11 protein-coding genes and 5 pseudogenes are annotated in these 19,764 nt (G+C 58.7%); 6 read left to right on the top strand and 10 right to left on the bottom strand.

Annotation, left to right across the window (positions count from 1 at the left end; all coding sequences use genetic code 11):
* Positions 1-31: 31 nt before the first annotated feature.
* From AC0L25_RS27850 to AC0L25_RS27830, 5 genes are read right to left on the bottom strand one after another with little or no spacing between them, the layout of a single operon-like run.
* Entirely contained in the window at positions 32-1,135 is a 1,104-nt protein-coding gene (locus AC0L25_RS27850; protein ID WP_473598428.1) for an ABC transporter ATP-binding protein, read from the bottom strand.
* Complete coding sequence (locus AC0L25_RS27845; protein ID WP_473598427.1) at positions 1,132-2,154, bottom strand: ABC transporter ATP-binding protein; 1,023 nt, start codon at positions 2,152-2,154, stop codon at positions 1,132-1,134. Before AC0L25_RS27845 ends, AC0L25_RS27850 begins: the two co-directional genes overlap by 4 nt.
* A 1-nt stretch (position 2,155) precedes the next feature.
* Entirely contained in the window at positions 2,156-3,037 is an 882-nt protein-coding gene (locus AC0L25_RS27840; RefSeq protein WP_473598426.1) for an ABC transporter permease, read from the bottom strand.
* A 1-nt stretch (position 3,038) separates the two neighbouring features.
* Positions 3,039-3,980, bottom strand: a complete 942-nt coding sequence (locus AC0L25_RS27835; protein WP_473598437.1) for an ABC transporter permease — start codon at positions 3,978-3,980, stop codon at positions 3,039-3,041.
* A complete protein-coding gene (locus tag AC0L25_RS27830) occupies positions 3,980-5,569 on the bottom strand; it encodes an ABC transporter substrate-binding protein (protein WP_473598425.1) in 1,590 nt (529 codons plus the stop codon). The genes AC0L25_RS27835 and AC0L25_RS27830 overlap by 1 nt, the downstream gene beginning before the upstream one ends.
* 312 nt (positions 5,570-5,881) lie before the next feature.
* Here AC0L25_RS27830 and AC0L25_RS27825 point away from each other — a divergent pair, with 312 nt between their 5' ends.
* The gene (locus AC0L25_RS27825) at positions 5,882-6,085 is read left to right on the top strand and encodes a hypothetical protein (RefSeq protein WP_473598440.1); all 204 of its coding nucleotides are present in this window, start codon (positions 5,882-5,884) and stop codon (positions 6,083-6,085) included.
* A 1,084-nt stretch (positions 6,086-7,169) separates the two neighbouring features.
* Positions 7,170-8,200, top strand: a pseudogene (locus AC0L25_RS27820) (IS110 family RNA-guided transposase).
* Between the two features lie 328 nt (positions 8,201-8,528).
* On the opposite strand, the gene AC0L25_RS27815 reads toward AC0L25_RS27820, so the two are convergent.
* Positions 8,529-9,527, bottom strand: coding sequence for a succinylglutamate desuccinylase/aspartoacylase family protein (locus AC0L25_RS27815; protein ID WP_473598424.1), 999 nt, complete (start codon positions 9,525-9,527; stop codon positions 8,529-8,531).
* A 538-nt stretch (positions 9,528-10,065) separates the two neighbouring features.
* Here AC0L25_RS27815 and AC0L25_RS27810 point away from each other — a divergent pair.
* The 3 pseudogenes from AC0L25_RS27810 to AC0L25_RS27800 form a co-directional block, all read left to right on the top strand.
* Positions 10,066-10,629: pseudogene (locus AC0L25_RS27810) on the top strand (MFS transporter); the annotation flags it as partial.
* A gap of 669 nt (positions 10,630-11,298) precedes the next feature.
* A pseudogene (locus AC0L25_RS27805) lies at positions 11,299-12,751 on the top strand (NAD-dependent succinate-semialdehyde dehydrogenase).
* Between the two features lie 12 nt (positions 12,752-12,763).
* Positions 12,764-14,165, top strand: a pseudogene (locus tag AC0L25_RS27800) (aminotransferase).
* 809 nt (positions 14,166-14,974) lie between these two features.
* Here AC0L25_RS27800 and AC0L25_RS27795 read toward each other — a convergent pair.
* The 3 genes from AC0L25_RS27795 to AC0L25_RS27785 all read right to left on the bottom strand — a co-directional run bounded on the left by AC0L25_RS27795 (position 14,975) and on the right by AC0L25_RS27785 (position 17,037).
* The gene (locus AC0L25_RS27795; protein WP_473598423.1) at positions 14,975-15,754 is read right to left on the bottom strand and encodes a serine hydrolase domain-containing protein; all 780 of its coding nucleotides are present in this window, start codon (positions 15,752-15,754) and stop codon (positions 14,975-14,977) included.
* The gene (locus AC0L25_RS27790; protein WP_473598422.1) at positions 15,735-16,055 is read right to left on the bottom strand and encodes a hypothetical protein; all 321 of its coding nucleotides are present in this window, start codon (positions 16,053-16,055) and stop codon (positions 15,735-15,737) included. The genes AC0L25_RS27795 and AC0L25_RS27790 overlap by 20 nt, the downstream gene beginning before the upstream one ends.
* A 469-nt stretch (positions 16,056-16,524) precedes the next feature.
* On the bottom strand, positions 16,525-17,037 hold the full coding sequence (locus AC0L25_RS27785) for a M24 family metallopeptidase (RefSeq protein WP_473598421.1): 513 nt from the start codon (positions 17,035-17,037) through the stop codon (positions 16,525-16,527).
* Between the two features lie 725 nt (positions 17,038-17,762).
* On the opposite strand from AC0L25_RS27785, the gene AC0L25_RS27780 reads away from it, so the two are divergent.
* Positions 17,763-19,049, top strand: a complete 1,287-nt coding sequence (locus tag AC0L25_RS27780) for an ATP-grasp domain-containing protein (RefSeq protein WP_473598420.1) — start codon at positions 17,763-17,765, stop codon at positions 19,047-19,049.
* A 192-nt stretch (positions 19,050-19,241) separates the two neighbouring features.
* On the opposite strand, the pseudogene AC0L25_RS27775 reads toward AC0L25_RS27780, so the two are convergent.
* Positions 19,242-19,473, bottom strand: a pseudogene (locus tag AC0L25_RS27775) (transposase); the annotation flags it as partial.
* Positions 19,474-19,764 lie beyond the last annotated feature (291 nt).

Genomic DNA, 19,764 nt, shown 5'->3' with positions numbered 1-19,764 from the left:
GGTTGCTATGATGACTGCTAGCGCAGGCACTCTAGCGGGCATCGCGGGCTGTCGGCCCATGCGGCGGCTTTACGAATTCCTCCGAGGATTCCCACACGCCCAGACCTGCTATGCAGTGCGGTGAAGAATTGGCTGCCAAATCCGGCTGTCCCGGAACGTCTATGGCCGGAGCCCGCACGTGACAGGCCACGACGCGCCCGTCTGCCATTAGCACCAAAGGCGGCACCTCGATGCGGCAACGCTCGACCGCGAGCGGGCAGCGCGGGTGGAATGCGCATCCGCTCGGTGGATTGATGGGGCTTGGCACCTCGCCCTCTACGGGTGCCTCCAGCCGAACCCTCGTAGGATCCGGCACAGGTGCCGCCGCGATCAGCGCCTCGGTATAAGGATGGACCGGCTTGGCGAAGAGCGCCTCACACGGCGCGAGCTCCACGATCCGTCCCAAATACATGACTGCCACGCGATGGCCGATATGCTCGACCACGCTTAGATCATGCGAGATGAAGACGAAGGCGATCCCCATCTGCTCTTGGAGATCCATCAGCAGATTGAGGATCTGCGCCTGCACGGAGACATCGAGGGCCGAGACCGCCTCGTCGGCGATGATGATCGAAGGGTTGAGGGACAGCGCACGCGCGATGCCGAGTCGCTGGCGCTGGCCGCCTGACAATTCGGAGGGAAGTCTGTGCCTCATCTCGGGGGCCAGGCCCACCTTCTGCAGAAGCTCCGCCGCCAGCGCCTCGCGCTTCCTGCGAGTCAGGCGCTCGAAGTTCTCGACCGGTTCGGTGATGATCTGTCCGGCGGTGAGCCGCGGGTTCAGCGACGAATAAGGGTCTTGGAACACCATCTGCATGCGACGCCGCCAGTTCCGAAGCGCGCGCTTGTTGAGGCCCGCAATGTCGGTTCCGTCGATCAGCACGCGCCCGTCCGTCGGCTCCGTCAGCCGCATCAGAAGCCGTGCAACGGTGGACTTGCCGCAGCCGGATTCACCGACAATGCAAAGCGTCTCGCCTGCCTCCAACGAGAACGAGACATCCTGCACGGCCCGCACTACCGGCACGCTTTTCTTGAAGATTCCCGAGCCAAGCGGAAAGTGCTTGGTCAGATGCTCGACTTTCAGAAGATGACCGTTCATGCGAGCACGACCTCTTCGGCCCGCCAGCATGCCGCGGAGTGGCTTGCCCCGACATCGCGTAGGGTGGGCGTCTTGTTGCGGCAAATGTCGATAGAGAACGGGCAACGCGCGGCAAAGCTGCATCCCACCATCGGCTCGCGCAGACTCGGCACAATTCCGGGAATTTCCGCAAGGCGGCGCTCTTTGCCGCGCCGCCTGTCCGGCAGGGATCGCATGAGGGCCTGAGTGTAAGGATGCGCGGGACGGGCGAAGAGATCCGTCACCGAAGCCTGTTCCACGATCCGGCCGGCATACATCACGATCACGCGCTGGGAGGTCTCGGCGACAACGCCCAGATCATGGGTGATAAACATCACGGCGGTTCCCATACGATCCTTCAGATCGATGATCAGCCGCAGGATCTGCGCCTGGATCGTGACATCGAGTGCCGTCGTCGGCTCGTCGGCGATCAGGAGTTCCGGTGAGCAGGCGAGCGCCATGGCGATCATCGCGCGCTGCCGCATGCCGCCCGACATCTCATGGGGATAGTTGCTGACGCGACGCTCGGGATCCGCAATGCGGACGAGGCGGAGCATTTCTTCGGCCTTGGCCATTGCATCAGAGCGGGAGGCGCCAGTGTGGATTTCCACCGCTTCGGCGATCTGCCGTCCGACTGTGTGAACAGGGCTCAGGCTCGTCATGGGATCCTGGAAGATCATGGCGATCTTGTTGCCGCGGATCTTTCGCATCTCCCGGTCGGACAACTCAAGGAGGTTGCGCCCGTGAAAGCGGACCGCTCCACCGACGATCTCGGCGGTCAGTTTCGGCAGCAAACGAAGGATCGAGAGAGCGGTGACGCTCTTGCCGCATCCGGATTCGCCGACGACCCCGAGCGTCTCACCCTTCTTCACTTGGAAGCTGATGCCGCCCAGGGCGCGGGTAACGCTCTCTTCGCCAAAAAAATGTGTCTCGAGATCCTGGACATCTAGGAGCACGTCATTCTCGATGGCTCTATCCTCTATGAAGTTTTGCATCAGCATATCAACGCCTCCGCTTCGCGCGGGGGTCGAACAGGTCGCGCAGACCATCCCCGAGGAGGTTGACCGCAAGGACTGTGACGGCAAGGCAGACCCCGGGGGCGAAGACCGTCATTGGCGCGATCGCGAGATAGAGGCGCGAGCCCGAAATCATGTTGCCCCAACTCGGAATTTCGGGCGGCACGCCTACGCCGAGAAAGCTCAACCCCGCCTCCGTCAGGATCGCGCTGGCGCAGACAGTGGCGCTCTGCACCATGAGTGGCGGAATGGTGCTCGGCAGGATATGGCGCCACAGGATCTTCGGCAGGCGCGCGCCGCCGCATCGCGCGGCCTCCACAAAGGGGCGCTCGCGAACACCCAGGACTACCGAGCGAACTAGCCGCGTGACTGCCGGCGTTTCGGGGATCACGATGGCGACGATGAGGATGCTTATCCCGGGCCCTGTCAGGGAGATGAGCGCAATGGCCAGCAGGAACGTCGGTATAGACATCAGGCCGTCCATGACCCGCATGATGACGTTATCGAATGTGCGGCTATAGCCGGCGACGATACCGATCAGCAGCCCGGCAAGGGCCGCGCACACCGCCGATATCAACCCGACCAAGAGGGAGATGCGCGCGCCGAAGACTGTTCGGGCAAACACGTCCCGGCCCAGATTGTCGCTTCCAAACCACATCTCCACGGATGGGGGCTGAAGCCGTGTAAATGGGTCCATGTTCCCCGGATCGCCGGCGTAAAGCGGCGCAGCGAGCGCCAGGATCATCAGAAGCCCCAATAGGCCGCCGCCTGCAACGACCATCGGATGACGCCTTGCCAGACGGGGAAGGTCAGATATTCGCAGACGCCCCGTTGGGACGTATTCAACTGGTTCCGACAGTATCGTCATATTAGTACCGGATACGCGGATCGATCAGGGTGTAGGCAACATCGACCGTGAGATTAATAAGAACGTACACGCCCGAAACAAGGATGAGCACGCTCTGGATGATCGGATAGTCGCGATTGTTGATCGCATCGACGACCAGACGCCCGATGCCGGGTATGTTGAACACCGTTTCCGTGAGCACGACCCCGCCAATTAGATAGGCGAAACTTATGCCGATCACGGTCAGGATCGGGACGCCGGCATTCTTCAAGGCATGGTGGAAAAGCATCGCATAGGACGAAGCGCCCTTGGCGGCGGCCGTTCGCATATAGTCTTCCGACAGGACTTCGAGCATGCTCGCCCGCGTGATCCGGGCGATGAAGGCAATATAGCCGAAACCCAATGCCACGGTGGGCATGATCAGGTGCACGAACCAGGGGCCGAGGCCAGCCGCGATCGGCACATATCCCTGGACCGGTAGCAAGTGCAATCTGATCGCGAAGAAGTAGATGAGAAAAAAGCCAATCACGAAGACCGGAACGGAATAACCAAGTGCCGAAACGGCTGCGAGGAGGCGGTCGATGAGCCCTCCAGTTTTCCACGCCGCTAGGATGCCGAAAGAGACCCCGACCGACACGGAAAGGATCATCGTCAGGATTGACAGGGAAACGGTCGGTTCAAGCCGCTGCGAGATGAGCTCGAGAACCGGTCGTCCGGCAAAGATCGAGGTGCCGAAATCGCCGCCAAGCATATCCCACACCCAACGCATGAACTGAACTGGCATAGGATCGTTTAGGCCCAGTTTTTTGCGGATGCCGGCGATCACCTCTGCGGACGCTAACTCGCCGGCCATCAATTCTGCCGGATCCCCCGGCGCCAGCCTCAGCAGCAGGAAGACGAAAATTCCGACCACCGCCATGACGGCGATGGTCGAAACCAATCTGCGAAGGATGTATGCTGCCATCATGCCTGCTCAAGGTTCCACATCGGGACTTGTGTCGGCGTGGCAAGAAGACCGGTGAGCGTCTTGCGGCGTGCGATCGGTACCACAATATGACCTAACATCACGTGGGGAACATAGTCCCACCAGACTCTTTGCAACTTGCGGGCTAGCGTCTTGCGCTCCTCAAGCGTTTCGATATTTGCCCATTTGGCCCGAAGAGCCTCATACTCGTCGCTCTTCGGCCAGCCGACCCAACCGTTCTCGCCGGGCATGGTTAGGTAGGGCGCGCTGAGCGGATCACTGAGTTCATAATCCGTAGCGCTTGTGATGAAGATGCTCCAACCGCCCTCCTCAACGGAGCCCTTTTTGTCGCGCTGAGCGCGGACAGCCCCTCCATCTCCCGGGACAAGCTCCACATTAACGCCAACTTTACGTAGCGTGGCTGCCAACAACTGCCCCATATTGCCGGCCGCAGCCCAGTCCGTGCGCTGCAGGATGACGACCTTCTCGCCCGCATATCCCGCCTCCTCGAAGAGTTGCTTTGCTTTTTCCGGATCGCCGCGTTTGTTGAACCATCCCGAATTTTCGTCGTTCGAATAGGGCATTCCAAACACGGATGTGACGGTAGAGATGTATTCTGGAGGGAAGGTTGTACGCATGAATGCTTCCTGATCAATCAGGTGAAGCATAGCTTGACGCGCCTTCACGTTGTCGAATGGCGGCTGCAGGCAATTCATGCGCATGAAAAATGTTTCGCCCGCCGTGTTCAAAACCTGCAGCGCAAGATCGCGATCGCTTTCGATGGAATTGTAAAGATCCGCGGATGGCCTTTCGAGGAAGTCGACCTCGCCCGATTGCAAGGCGGCGAAAGCAGTCTGCTCGTCGGCGATGATTTCCCAGATGACGCGATCGACCTTAACAACCTTTCCACCGGCGAACGCGTCGGGCGCCTCCTTACGCGGCACGTATGCTTCGTTTTTATCGTAAGTGAAGCTCGCGCCGGGCTTGGAAAGCGCGTGATTGAACTTGAATGGCCCCGATCCGATGTTCGAGGTCACCTGCTCGGTTGCGGGACGATCTGCATCCTGCTCGCGCATGATAGGAAGAAAGCCAGCGGAACTCGCGAGTAGATCGAGCAGGATCCCCAAGGGCTCCTTGAGCGCGATGGTGAAGGTCTTGTCGTCCCTCTTCGACATATCCTTGGCTCGCGCCATGATTAGTTGCCCACCAGGAATCACCTGCGCCCACCGGCGAATAGACGCGACACAGTCCGCTGCAGTGACGGCGCTGCCGTCGTGCCACCCCAGCCCATCGCGGAGCTCAAACGTATAGGTCATCTTGTCGTCGGAAATGCCCCACTTCCCGACCATCTGCGGCTGCGGCACAAACTTGGAGTCTTGTGCAAAAAGCGTGTCGTAGATCGCAATGCCATGGGTGGCGGTATCGGAGGATGTCGTCACGATCGGGTCGAACACAGCGAGGTCACCGAACACCATCCGGACTGTTCGCGCATCGGTTGGCGCTGTCTGCGCCCGCAGGACTGAAGGTATCGAGATAGCCGCTCCGGCGGCCACGCCTGCTTTAAACAAGTCGCGTCGAGATATTGTCATGCGTTGCTTCCCCTTTGCAATCGACCCGTTAATCCGAGTCTATTTTGGATTGAATACGACAGGAGGGCCCATTCAATCTATGTTCCGTCCAATCTATGTTCCGTCGCGCCGCGGCCTACGTCAAATGCAGTTTGTGTATCGTTGCCATCTGGTTTTGAGATAGACTCAGAGCGGCCTAAGACCGTGATATCGCCGGCCTCGCGTCGATCATCAGTTGCCGTTTCCCGCCTTTCGCCACGAGCGGCACCCAGCAGGCCAACCTTGCGCCGCCATCGGAAACAACCGATACCCCGCAAGTGATTTAGAGTGCCTTTGACCTACCACGAGTTTCCTCCATCTGAGCTTAGCGCCGATCGCAAAATTGATGCGTTACCGGCGCTCCCCGAAAAGTCGATCTCTGGCCGCCCCGTCGCTCGCGATTTTACCGATCTGATGGGCCGACGCGGCAAGCCGGGAATGATCGTTTCCGACCACGTAACGGAATTCACATCGAACGCATCTCGCATGGTCGAATGACTATCGCGTCGAATGTCACTCATCGCAGGGAAAGGCCCACTCCTCGCTCCGGCCATCAGACCGGCGGCCTTCACCGCAACCGGCTCTGACGCTGCGAGCCTCTAACCGACGCTGAATGAAAGTTCAGTTGCAGGGCACCTAAATACGATCGTGTCAAACTGAAGCGCCGAGCCAACCATTGCAGGCAATGAGCTCACGTTCGCGAGTGGGACGGCTGCAGCGGCTAGGAATTTCTCATTTGCTTTCGCTGATAACGCTCTCGCGCTGGCCGGAAACGACCTTTGCCTATCGGTCTTGTCTCGTATAGAGCTAATTTGCATCCTATGCCTTACCTGTGATGGTAGAATTTATTCCGTATATTCTGGGTTAATTGTGTTATTTCGGCTCGGTAGAACGGCTCGAATCGCAAAAATGCTCTGTTACTTGACGCCCTGAGGTCAACGCGCTCCGCCAATGAAACTCTCTTATCTAATCGATGCGATCATCATCCGGCACAGACTTGTGATATCGTAAACTGGCAGGTTTGTGAGCCGGCGGATTGCCGGCGCGACCACTCGGAACCCCGCACACTCGAAAAGAATGGCTGCAATCTCCGGATGCGCGGCTCTCAGCTTGGTGATGCAGGCGCCGACATCAGCTTCCATCGCGGCTACATCGGGCGGCGGCGCAGGAATCTTAACTCATCATGCCAGTACTTGCTGCCTTCAATCCCGCCAATCACAACTCTCGACCGCTCCGTCGGATCGCTGAGCTCGAGCATATCGTCGCCGAAGCGTTAGAGTCATAAGTTGGAACGGCAATTTTGGCGGATGGCGGCAGTTGACGGATTAGCGTCGGCAAAAGGAGCATGCTCGACATCGCCACGGGTAGCGGCGCAACGCGCACGGGTTACTTCAGTCCAAGACATCGTGATCTCCATCGAATCTCGCGAATTCAAAGGAATCGTACCCCTCTGAAATAATCTCTTTTGGAACAGATGGGGTGATTTGGGTCTCGGCCGAGCCTGCATGAGGGCGGCTGCTCCTGTCGAGGTGTGAGAACGTGGTCGATGTTGATTCGCCACAAACATCGGGAAGGAGCAGCCGTGAAGTATTTTGCCGGATTGGACGTGTCTTTGGAAGAGACCGCGATTTGCGTTGTTGGCGAGAACGGCCGGATCGTCAAGGAAACGCGTGCGGCGAGCGAGCCGGAGGCGTTGAGCAACGCGCTGCTCGGATTCGGACTTCCGCTGGAGCGAATCGGGCTGGAGGCGTGTTCGTTGACGGCCTGGCTTCACGAGGGATTGCGCGAGGCGATCTGCCGGCGATTTGCATCGAGACACGCCAGGCCAATGCGGCCATGAAGACGATGCAGAACAAGACCGATCGCAACTATGCTTGCGCGCTTGCACAGATCATGCGCACCGGCTGGTATCGGCAAGTGCATGTCAAGAGCCGGCAATGCCGGCTGTGGCGCTCGCTGCTGGTTGCCCGTCGCACGGTGCTGAACGAGATGCGCAGCATCGAGAATGTCGTGCGCGCCATCCTGCGCGAGGCCGGCGTCAAGCTCGGCACCCCGTCGCGCATCGCCTTTGCTGGTCGCGTGCGCGAGCTGGCCGGCGCCGACGCCCAGGTGATGGCGACGGTCGAGCCGCTGCTTTCGATCCTCGGCGTCATGCTGAAGGAGTTCGCCCGGCTGACCAAGCAGGTTCTCGACATCGTCCGCAAGGAGAAAGTCTGCCGGCAGCTGATCAGCGCGCCGGGCGTCGGGCCGATCACCGCGCTCGCCTCCCGCGCCACCATCGACCGGCCGGAGCGGTTCGGCTCCTCGCAGGCGTGGGGCGCGCATCTGGGGCTGACGCCGGCCCGCTACCAGTCCGGCGAGACCGACATCCAGGGCAAGGTCAGCCGCTGCGGCGACGAACTCGCCCGCACGGCCCTTTACGAGGCGGCGCATTCGCTCGTGCGATCGAAGAAATGGTCGAGCTTGCGCGCCTGGGGCATGAACATCGCCCGCCGTGGCATGACGCGGGCGCGTGTAGCGGTGGCCCGCAAACTGGCCGTCATGCTGCACCGCATGTGGGCCGACGCGACCGAGTTTCGCTTTGAAAAGGAGCCTGCCGCACTGGCGGCGTGACCCGAGACGGATCAAAGAAGCAAGGAACACGAACAAAGCTTAGGGCGATGCCCGGATCGTTCCGTGGGGACGATGGGCGAGGCGATCTCGTTGAGTGTCCCCGAACCTGCTGAACCAAAGTTCGCAACGTCGTGAAACAGATTGAGACGTCGCGCTCTCCTGACCCCATCAAGCGGCGGCCCAAGCGCCGACCGCGAAGAGAAGCGAGTGACCCGCGGAACGGCCAGAGAAAAAGTACAGGAGCACCTTGACCACGACGACCCCAATCAGGAACACTTAGGCGCGTTCTCATGTCATGCAACTTGCAGCGATCGAGGCGAACGTGATTTCAACGATTTAGCGGTCGCGCAAGCAGCGCTAGCCATTCGTCGACTTCGACGTAGCCCCCCGATCGAATTCCGCAGACAATGGAAGGGCCAGGCGCACGTATATCGGTCGAATCGGCCGACGAAGAATCCATCGGATGCAGAATGCCGATGATATCTCCCTGCTTCACTTCATTCAACATCGAGCAACGAGGTTCGAAAATACCCCGTGCAGGCGATTTCAGTTCATCGGCCGGGCGCCGCGTTTGAAGTGTCTGGCTGGACTTCCGTTGACGGAACATCGGATACTCGGCTTTTCCCTCGACGAGGCCGAGCGAGATGAGTGCGTTGCGTACTCCAGCTTCGTAGATCGCGAGAGCTTCGGCACCAATGGTGCCCCCGCCGAGTTCAGCACAAACGAATACCTTGCCCTGGTTATGGGCCGAGATATCGAACATTCCAGGCGTATCTGGATGATCCCACACCAACGTCATGGGTAATTTGAACGCCTCTGCCATTCTGATCGTCTTGGCCATGAGATCGGGATTTGCAATGGGATGCGTCGTGGTCGATGGTGGAAAATCCCACGTTGGTCCGAAGCTGTGCAGATCAAATACGGTGTCGGCCATCGGCAACAACAGGCGCGAAATGGCATCTGCGATTCGTTCGGTTACCGACCCGTCGGCACGGCCCGGAAACACTCGGTTGAGGTTCAATCCGTCGAGCGGAGTATTGCGGCTGAATGCCTGCACGGCCGGCGGATTGAGCACGGGGACGATGATGACCCTTCCACAGGTTTGCGCTTCAGGGAGCCACTCAACAAGCCGTCGCGCAACAAGAGGCCCTTCCAATTCATTGCCATGACATCCGCCAGTGATAAGGAGCCGCGGTCCCTCGCCTTTGTTGAAGCTGAAGACCGGGAGCGAAAGAGCTTCGCAATCGGCACCCTTTGGGACAACAAGATGCCCTTTGCTCACGCCGGGCTTGTCGAGATCAAACGTAAAATGTAGTGCTTCGCTCATTGTTTAGCCTACTGTGAGTATTCAGGCGACCTTGCGCCGAGTTTGCGTTTCTCCGCTCCGCAAGTATGAGCCAAGCTGTCTTCAATTCGCCAATATAATGTCCCGGACGGCGCCATCGCGTTTTCAGATGGCCAGCGCCTGCTCCGCCGAACTGCCGCTGCTCCGACGTTCGCAAGGAAGAATCCACGGGCAGGTTCAAGATCTGTGCCTAAAGGAAGACGCCAGGCCCGAGCCCGACTCGTCGGCGATGACATCCGAGGCTTGAGGGTCAGCTTCCGCGCAATGTGTCGAGTAGCTGGCGCTGGTCACCCAACAGCTCGGAGGGGACTCTGCCCGCGATGAGGGTCTTGGTCATGTCGCACAGTAGGGCCGGCCAAGGAGCTTAAGGCCATCTCGGCGCTGGATGGCCAGGATATGGATCCTGTATTTGACGCAAGCCAGCAGGTGATCAATCTTGGACCGGTGGCGGATGTCTGCCCCTGTACATTCTTCAGGCGAGGCTATACGAATCGTCAAACGGGAGGCGACGCTCCGAAATATGAGCATGGCCGAGCGCGCAGATGCAGATCCAATTTCGCCAGCGACGTTTGCGCCGCTCAAAAACCCGACCTTTCGTTCGATCTGGCTCGCCACACAGGTTTCCAGCCTCGGCTGGTTGATGCAGACTGTTGCTATCAGCTGGCTGATGGCGACGATCTCGACTTCAGATCTCATGATTGCGCTGGTACAGACTTCATCATACTTGCCGGCGTTCATTCTGTCTGTCTTCGCGGGGGCAATCGCCGATAATTTCAGTCGTCGCAGGGTCATGTTCGCCGGCCGGTGCATTATGGCTATAGCATCTGCGATGCTGACCGCGTCTGCGGCGCTAGGCTTTCCCGACCCGTGGAGGATCCTCGGCTTCAGCTTTTTGATTGCTTGCGGCGGTGCTCTCAACGATCCCGCCTGGCAGGCCTCGGTTGGCGATATCGTAGATCGACGCGATGTTCCTGCTGCCGTCACCCTGCTCTCCGTCGGCTTCAACACTGTCCTGACCGTGGGCTCGGCGCTCGGCGGCATCGTGGTTGCCTCGTTCGGACTTCTGACCGCTCTCGCGGTGACCATAGACAAGGAACTGGACGAAAGGGCCCTCCTCCTGCACGAAGGAGAGCTTCCACCTCAAATGACGCTTTTGATCGAGCGGCCAACAAGCTTAGCTCGGAAACCCGAGCAGTCAGCCCCTTATTTTCCCCACCGTTGACTTCTTCACGCCTGTACTCCCCGGACTAGCGCTTGCACAACCCGTCGCACTGTTCTCACTCGCGCTGCCGCGCGCGTCGTGCGTTCTTCGATGCCTTTCTTGTGTTTGCCCTTGAATCATGCGGTTCGCATGACGTCGGGCATCTGGACCTAGACCACATGTTCGCCTGAGGTAGGGCAACCCGTCTCACAATATGCAGTTATCGAGGGTTCCGCTGGATATCCCGGCGCCGATCCAATAGGAGACGGGCCTTTGGACGAGCATATCACCAACGTCAGTTGGGATGTTCACAAGAAACAAAATTTCGGCCGCTCTGGCAGTTGGAGGCCGGCACGGAAAGCGTATCCAAACCTGCTTCTCGCCATCAATCCGTCCTTCAACCAACGGCCAGACACCAGTCTCATAAGGCGGAAAAATTCGTCGCATGCCGATGTTCGCAGGAGAACGGCTTAGTAGCCTGCAACTGCGCTGCCAATCGACGCCCTTAGCTGGCTAGTTTAATGAAATCGAACGCCCGACCCGGAGTTATAGATGAAAGGTTCCGCAACCGCTGCATTAGACGGCCTCAAACGGCCGGACCTTCTGCAAAGAGGCGCTTATGTGAATGGCGCTTGGCTCTGGAAGCCGGAAACCCTCGCGGTAGTGGATCTGGCGAAGAGCTGGCTCAGGTGCCAGCCTGCGAAATGTCCGAAGTAGATAATATTTCGCGAGAAGCGCATTCCCGCGGTGGCGCGACTTGCTTCCTTCAGAACGTGGCGCACACCTCCGGAGGTGGGCGACAGGAATGCGCGAAAACGCGGAAGATCTGGCCGTCATTATGACCGCCGAACAAGGCAAACCCATCGCGGAGGCTCGCGGCGAAATCTCATATGCCGCGGGCTTTCTTGACTGGTTTGCAGCGGAGGGCGAGCGAGCATACGGCGAAACCATTCCCAGCCACATAGTTGCAAGCCGGCTGGCCGTGCAGATGCAGCCGATCGGAGTGACCGTTGCTATCACACCATGGAACTTTCCATCGGCAATGATCACTAGAAAAGCTGGAGCGGCATAGGCCGCTGGCTGCACCATGATTGTAAAGCCCGCTCCAGAAACCCCCTTGTCGGCCTTCGCGCTTGCCCGTCTTGCCCGAAGACGCAGGAATCCCGCCGGCGTGTTTCAGGTGATAACCGGCGAAGCTCCCCCAATTGCAAAGCGGCTGTTGGAACATACCGATGTGCGCGCGTTCTCATTTACGGGCTCGACCGAGGTCGGCCGAATCTTGCTTGAGCAGTCCGCAAGGACTGTAAAGAAAGCTTCGCTCGAGCTGGGCGGCAATGCTCCATTCATTCTTTTCGATGACGTGCCGATGGAAGCTACGTCGCAGGCTGCATGGCAGCAAAGTTCGCTACGTCCGGCCAGGACTGTTTGGCAGCAAACAGGATTTACGTTCAGCGGGGAGTCTATGACCGGTTCGTAGAAGAATTCGGCAAGGCCACCAGCAAACTGAAAGTCGGACACGGATTGGAGCTCGACGTCGACATCGGTCCAATGACCAAGTCATCCGGTGCCGAAAAGTGCAGGCGGCAGATCTCCGAGGCTCTTCAGCAGGGGCTCGAATGATAGTCGGCGCACAGGATACCGCTCTTGGCGGGAACTTCGTGATGCCGACAGTGCTCGCCGATGTGACCGACGACATGCGGGTTGGAAAAGAAGAAACGTTCGGGCCTGTGGCTGCAATTCTGCCCTTCGAAGACGAAGCGGCGGTGCTCGCGCGCGCGAACAACTCGGAGATGGGTCTTGCGGCAGTTACACTCGAGATCATAACCGCGCGATAAGGCTCACCGACCGGCTCGAATACGGCATGGTGGCGGTCAACACCCCAAAATTAACGGCGCCCATCCCCTTCGGCGGATGGAAACAGTCCGGACTCGGCCGGGAAGGGTCCAGGCACGGAATCGCAGAGTTGGAACCAAAATACACCTGCTTCGGAAATTTTGCAGCGTAAGAGGACGCCCTAGTGACAATCAATATCAAGGAAATTGGCGAAAAGGACAGGAAGTCTGATCTTCATCCTTTCACGCAGCTGAACGACTTTGCAACCGGCAAGCTAGGCGAGCCGACGATCGTCGAGACAGGAAAAGGCATCCGCATCCAGGACGCCCACGGCAACCAGTTGATCGACGGGTTCGCGGGTCTTTATTGCGTAAATGTTGGATATGGCCGCACCGAAGTCGCCGAAGCGATCTCGCGCCAGGCCTTTCGCCTGGCCTACTACCATTCCTACGCGGCCCATACGACGGACGAGCTCGCAATCCTCTCTGATCGCCTTGTGAAAATGGCGCTAGGTACGATGAGCAAGATTTTGTATGGCATGTCCGGCTCGGACGCCAACGAGACGCAGGCCAAACTAGTCTGGTACTACAACAATCTTCGTGGCAAGCCGAACAAGAAGAAGATCATCTCGCGCGAGCGCGGCTATCACGGCTGCAGCGTCGTGTCGGGGTCCATGACCGGCATGAGCTTCTACCACGACCACACGGACCTGCCGCTCTCGCAGATTGTTCACACCGGTGTCCCACATCACTACAGGGGCGCAACGCGGGCGAGAGCGAAGTGGAATTTTCGGCGCGGCGAGCCCAGGAACTGGACAAACTGATCCAACGGCTTGGCCCGGACAATGTTGGCGCCTTCATCGGCGAGCCGGTGCTCGGCACCGGTGGCATCATGCCTCCGCCGGAAGGTATTGGCAGGCGATTCAGGCCGTTCTCAGAAAGCACGATGTGCTGCTCATCGCCGATGAAGTCATAACCGGTTTCGGCCGAACGGGCTCGATGTTCGGCTCCCAGCACTATGGCATCGAACCCGACCTGATTACGGTCGCCACGGGTCTGACTTCGGCCTACTTCCCTCTGTCCGCGGCAATCGTCGGGGAGAAGGTGTATAAAGTCATGGAGGATGGGGCCGACAAGGTCGGTTCATTCTCCCACGGCTATACCTACTCAGGTCATCCGATCGGAGCCGCGGCGGCGAACGCGGTTATTGACATCGTCGAGAATGAAGACCTGCCCGGAAATGCTCGCGACGTTGGTGCATTCTTCCAGGCGCAATTGAAGGAAAGATTCGCGCAGTTGCCGATCGTCGGGGAAGTGCGCGGCGTTGGTCTCATGGGCGCAATCGAGTTCGTCGCCGATCGCCACAATCGCAAGCGTTTTGATCCGACGCTTAAGGTGGGGGCGCGAATTTCAAAAGCAGCTCGCGACAGGGGTCTTATCGCTCGCGCTATGCCGCACGGTGACATTCTTGGCTTTGCTCCGCCGCTGGTGGCCACGAAGGCAGAAGTCGAAGAGATCGCTGCAATCGCTGAAAGCGCAGTGCGCTCGGTGATAGACGAACTCGTCCGGGATGGCCACATCCTTTGAATCACGCTTCGGCATCTCCTGCATTATCAATGCGAGGCCGTGGAAGCCTTGCGCGTATCCGCACAACCAGTGGCGAGCCATACCTTCACGCGGTTCGGGACGGGATCGGCCGCTCCAGCACATCCCGGATTCGGCCGAGCGCATACTTGTCGATACTCTCAATCCGCAGCCGACGGCCCCCAAGCTCCTTTTTTCCATGCTGCTCTTCTTGCGCGGTGGGAAGGGGTGGCTGTGCCTCGACGACCTCCACGGTAACAAGCTGCGGCACGAACGGCACGGAGATCTGGCAGAGCTCCTTCCGACCGGAAAAGCTGGCTCACATGAAGGCTCGCCGATCGCACGATCTCCGAGACACTGGCCCAGTCTCGAACGTCGCCGCGACCAGCCGCTCAACCTGATGCTTCGTCACAGGGCTACTCCGAGTGCTTTACACTGCCTTCAGCCAACTCAGCAAGCCGGCCGTCACCGTACGTCACCGTGACGATACGAAGGGACGGGGCAGAAGGAAGAACACGGCGAGGATGAAGAGAAGGCCGAGTTCGGAGAGTAGCCGCGACAGACATTCCGCAGAACCTCGCAGAAGATGATCCAGCCGCGGCCTTCGTCCCGCTGGCGCCTCGACAAAATCCATCGCGTCGATGTCGGCGGGACGGCGCGTGACAGCCGGTTGACCGCGCTGGTCTGGAGTTCGGCAGCAACATCGGCTCTCACAACCAATCCAGGCCGTGCTAGATCTCGATCGCAAAAATCCGCTTACCTTCGTGCGTAACCTGACCCTGCCCCTCCGGCGGTGTTGCATCGCCGAACCGCTACGATCTTGCACCGGTCACACAAATCTTAACTTTCCAGTGCATCTCGGATGGCGCGAATCGCCCCGAACGCATCAAAGGGAAGGGCTTTGGGGGGGGCTGATAAACTTGGTCAGGCCACTGTGCCCGCTTCACCGGTGATTGGCCAGGCTGGTGTGAGAGCTTCACCGTGGCATCGGCATAAGAACCGTTCGGCGCGAACAAGTCAAATAGAAGAGGCTTAGGGTGTCTTATCGCCTCGATCCATTCAGATGGAACGATCTGCCTGCCGTTGAGCCTGCCGCCGCGCAGATGCAGCAGCGCGAAGCGCGCGAAATCACGGAGTGTGGCTTGAAATCCACCGGATGACATCGAAAAACGAGATTTGTCTACGATTTGGCAGGCGTCTTCCTCCGCCCCCATCGGACTCCATAATTCGCTGCTGTACAGTTCCGGGAGAAACTTGCCGGATATGCGCTGCATGATTAGCCCTAGTACGTCGATGCTGCGGTCAAAGTACTTGAACCGCGTGCCATGCGGCGCCTCCTGCTCGGTTATCCGCAGAATGGCCCGCCATATGTCGGCGGGAGCGTCAGGATGTCCCTCGAGGGGGGCAAAATATCCTGATGCTACAACGTAATTAAAGTAATCGTTGCCCGGCGCGTACCACAATCCCTCGAGAGTGGCGCCCGCAGTCATGTCCAGCAGGTGCTGCACCGTGGCGCCGCGATAGGCGGTCGCCTGCAGTTCCGGCAGATACCGTGTTATCAGACTTTCAGGGTCAATAAGCCCACGGTGCACTAGAAATCCCGAACACCGTCCCGGTGATGGACTTGGAACCCGATCTGGCGATGTGTTGGGAATGCGGTTCCATGCCATTCATGTATGTTTCGAACACGATCTCGCCTTGGTGAAGAACCAGAAACCCGTCAGTATAGTCCCTCTCGAGGTATTCGCGGACCGTGGCGCGCTGGCCGTCGCCCGACGGAACTTCGATCTCACCGATGTCGTCCTGATCCGGCTTGGAAGCGGCAGCACCGGTCCCGGCCCACGCCAAACTCGAGCGGTTCGCGTAGATTCGCTTACGTGCGAGTATGTCCATTTGCTATATGGCCAAAACGACCATTCGTCGGGTGGGATCATAGGCACACCAAGCGTCGCATCGGGCCGCCATAGCTCGGGATTGGACTGCGAGGCGGCAACGCGGAGGTTGAGATCTTCGAACTCCTGAGACATTAAGATGCTCCTTTGACTTCGGCCAATGCCATCACGACTTGGCGGCAGATCGCTGATTTTTTGAATTCAGCCCTCATCCGGCCTACTTTGATCAAGGCTACGCCGCCCGTGAAAAAGGTTTCCATTGGGCGATGGAGAACGTACAGACATAGGCACTTATCGGGATCACGCGCATGTTCGCCAACTGCTGCTGTGTTGGACGAAGCGACGTTTGGAGGTGCGTTAACATTGCGCGTCTACTGGCAGGTACCGAAGCGGGCCGCAATCGGATCACACCGATTGTTATTCTCGATCGGCCTGGCCGGGTATAAGGTCAGAAGCCTGCGTCTGGTGGCTTAGCGGACGTAAAGTTGACGTTTGTAGTTCGTCAAAATGTCGCAGCCAGTTTCGGTCACGCGAACAGTCTCGCTGGTGCCGACGCCGGCAAAGCCGAAAGCCTCGACTATCGAGGGAATATGGAAGACCATATTGGGCTTGAGGATCCGCGTTTCCCCTCGCTTAAACGACAGGATGTGCCCTTCGCCCCAATCCGGCGGGTAGCTGATGCCGATGGAATACCCTGTGCGCTTGAAACGACCCTTATAGCCTCCATCGTTGACGGTCTGCGACCAGATGGTCCAGACCTCCCCGAGGGGGCGATCGGTACGAACGCCGTCGAGCATGTTTTCCAGCGCCCTTCGTGACACGTCCTCCATTTTCTCGAGTTCACGGTTCGATGGACTGACCACGGAAGCCCGTATGATCGCGGCGCTATAGCGTCGAACAGTGCCGGACAGTTCGAGGAAGACAGGATCACCCGGCTGAATCTGCCGGCCCGACCACGTGCCATGCGCATAGCTCGTGCGCACCCCCGAAGTCACAAACGCCGGGGTATTCACTTCCCTTGAGCGTGACCACGCGCTGGATTTCGGCGGCGATATTCTCGTTCACGCCGGCCCTTATCTGGTTGATGCCCGCTTCGATGCCGGCCTCGGCAATCCGCGCTGCCTGCCGGATATAGTCTATTTCGGCATCGGATCGACGACGCGACCGCCTCGACAATTTATCGAGCCAACTTCGAAACGGACGTCAGGGAGAAGGGTCTTGAGCGCTTCGTAATCGGCGATCGGGAAGAACCAGGACTTTTTCTCGAAGCCTACCTTCGCCTTGGCAAAACCCGGTTACGCAGCGTTTCCGCGAGCAGCTCGAGCGGGGCCTCGTGGTCCATGTAGCTGGTACTGTTATCTATCCAAGAATAGGCCCGGACATTCACCTCTCAATGCCACGGGTGATGTGGAGGGGCTCCCCTTGCAGCGGGATAAGCAGATACTGGGCGGAGGCATAACCGAGCGTGTTGTAACCGCTTAAATAAAGCATGTTCTCGGGGATGGTCACCACGGGGATGTCCAGATCCCCGGCTCCCCTGTTCCGCTAGCCCAGCCATTGCAGATCCTTCGCATAAATATACACAATCTTCGCAACCGCAAATCGTCGGCGATGGTATTTTTACTTCTGAGGTCAGGCACAGCCGAACGGACTGATGCCGATTTTTTGCTCCTGCAGGTCGCAGGGACACAACGTGGGAGACCAGCCAATGGCAAGGAAAGCGCTCATCCTGATCGAAGGTCATAGGGGTAATGGTCAACTCTATATCCAAGCGGCTCAGCGTCTCGGTTTACATCCGATTACGCTGTCGGCTGATCCGACTCAGTACGAATATCTTGCAGCGGAAGACGTTGAGACAATCCGAGTTGATATAGATAATCTCGATGCGCTAATCCAAGAATGTTCCCGGCTGCAGGTCACGTTTGGCATTGCCGGCATTACCGGCTTTGCGGGCGACGACGAGTCGGTCTCTGCGACAGTTGGTAAGCTCTGCCGGTATTTTGATCTACCGGGTCCCAACCCCGCGTCGATTGAACAATGCTACGACAAATTCGTTCAACGTCAGCTCCTTGCAGAGGCCGGTGTTGCAATACCTGCTTATCGCTTGGCAGCGAACGCGACGGACATAGAAAGCTCGGCTGCCGAGATCGGCCTACCGGTGATCGTTAAGCCAGCCGTCGGCAGTGGCAGCATGGGTGTCCGATTGTGCCGCAGCATCGATGAGTTGGCCGAACATACGGCCTATCTGTTGGATGGGAAGCTCATATGGCGGTCTCCGCCAAGGGTGCTGGTCGAAGAATTCGCAGAAGGCCCCGCGTATCTCGCTGCAGTAATGGGACATGAGGTCGTTGGGATTGGCGCCACTGATTACCATCCGCCACCGCACTTCGTCTATCGAGAGTGCACTTTTCCGGCCCCGCTAACTGATGAGGAGCATCAGCGTATCGCCGATGTTTCGCTGAGCTGTTTGCCAGCTCTCAGCCTTGACTGGGGCCCAAAAAGTATTGAAACTCGGTGGACCAAACGTGGTCCAGTCGTCATTGAAGTCAATCCGCGTCTTAGTGGTGCGCCCACTCCTCTACTGATTAAGCTGGCATGCGGTGTCGATCTTATTACCGAGCACATCAAGCTTGTCATCGGCGATGAACCGAACTTGCGCAAAAGAGAATCACAGATTGCGGTTGGGCGATTTCTTGTTGCTGATAGCGATGGCACCCTCGATTGGATTGATGGCGCCAGCCGGGCAGCTGCTCTAAGAGGTGTCGCCGAGGTCAGATTGTATGTTAAGGCTAAGGCGCCGATCGTCAGGAAAGGCGATTACCGAGACTGCATCGGGCATGTCGTCGCCGCTTCACCCAGCAATGCTGAGACGGAAGCGATAGTGCAGCGTGCCGTTGGCTCAATCGATTGGTCGATAACACCATTGCCGACCGTTGACGAACGGGAAAAGCCTGCGGGCCCCTCACCCCTCCACACCAGCGCAGGTAGCGCGTGATCGTCGCCGACACTGGTGTAATAGAGCACCTAACCGGCACGGCGCTGAACGTTTGGCGGCCTGAGGAGGTGATCTGGTCGCCGTTGCGGTTCAAGTCGGTTGCGCGCCGGCGGTGATCATCCGTCGTAATGGAAGGCGGGGGTTTGCGGGTTGCGGTAGGCGGGTTCGTTTCGGGGCGTGCGTGCCCGTCGGCTACGTCACGAGCCGCGGAATGCGGTCGAGGACGAACGCAAGATGCGCTGGTCGGGACAGGATGTCGGCAGGTGCAGGCGGATCTGGGTTTTCACCTCGACCACGCGCGCGGCGCTCTTGATGAGGCGCAAACGCAGCGTGTCGAATTGCGCGACTGCAAAAGCTCGAGCGTTTCGGCGTCGCGGCGCGGAGGCCCAAAGGCGCCGGCATGCAGGAACAGGCGGAACTGGTTGCCAGGTGACCCGCGAAACAGAAGGGAACGCAGCTTTCCTGCGAAAAATGCGTGATTTGTGCAAGCGCATCCTGATCGGCCCTACATCTAAAACAGCGGTGACAGCTTTGCTCCGTCTTGTGGATGGGATCGAGATGAGATCGTCTCTCGGCGTCAGTGTCGAGGCGAGCGATGAGCGACCTTGCTCGCGCTCAAAGGGGCTCACGGATCCACTTCGCATGGAGATTGGGCAATGGATGTGACGACGCAAATCATCAGGCACGTTGTCAATTCGAGTTTGGAGATGATCCC

Source organism: Mesorhizobium sp. WSM4813 (genome assembly GCF_055811555.1).
This window is presented reverse-complemented; position numbering and strand designations above follow the sequence as displayed.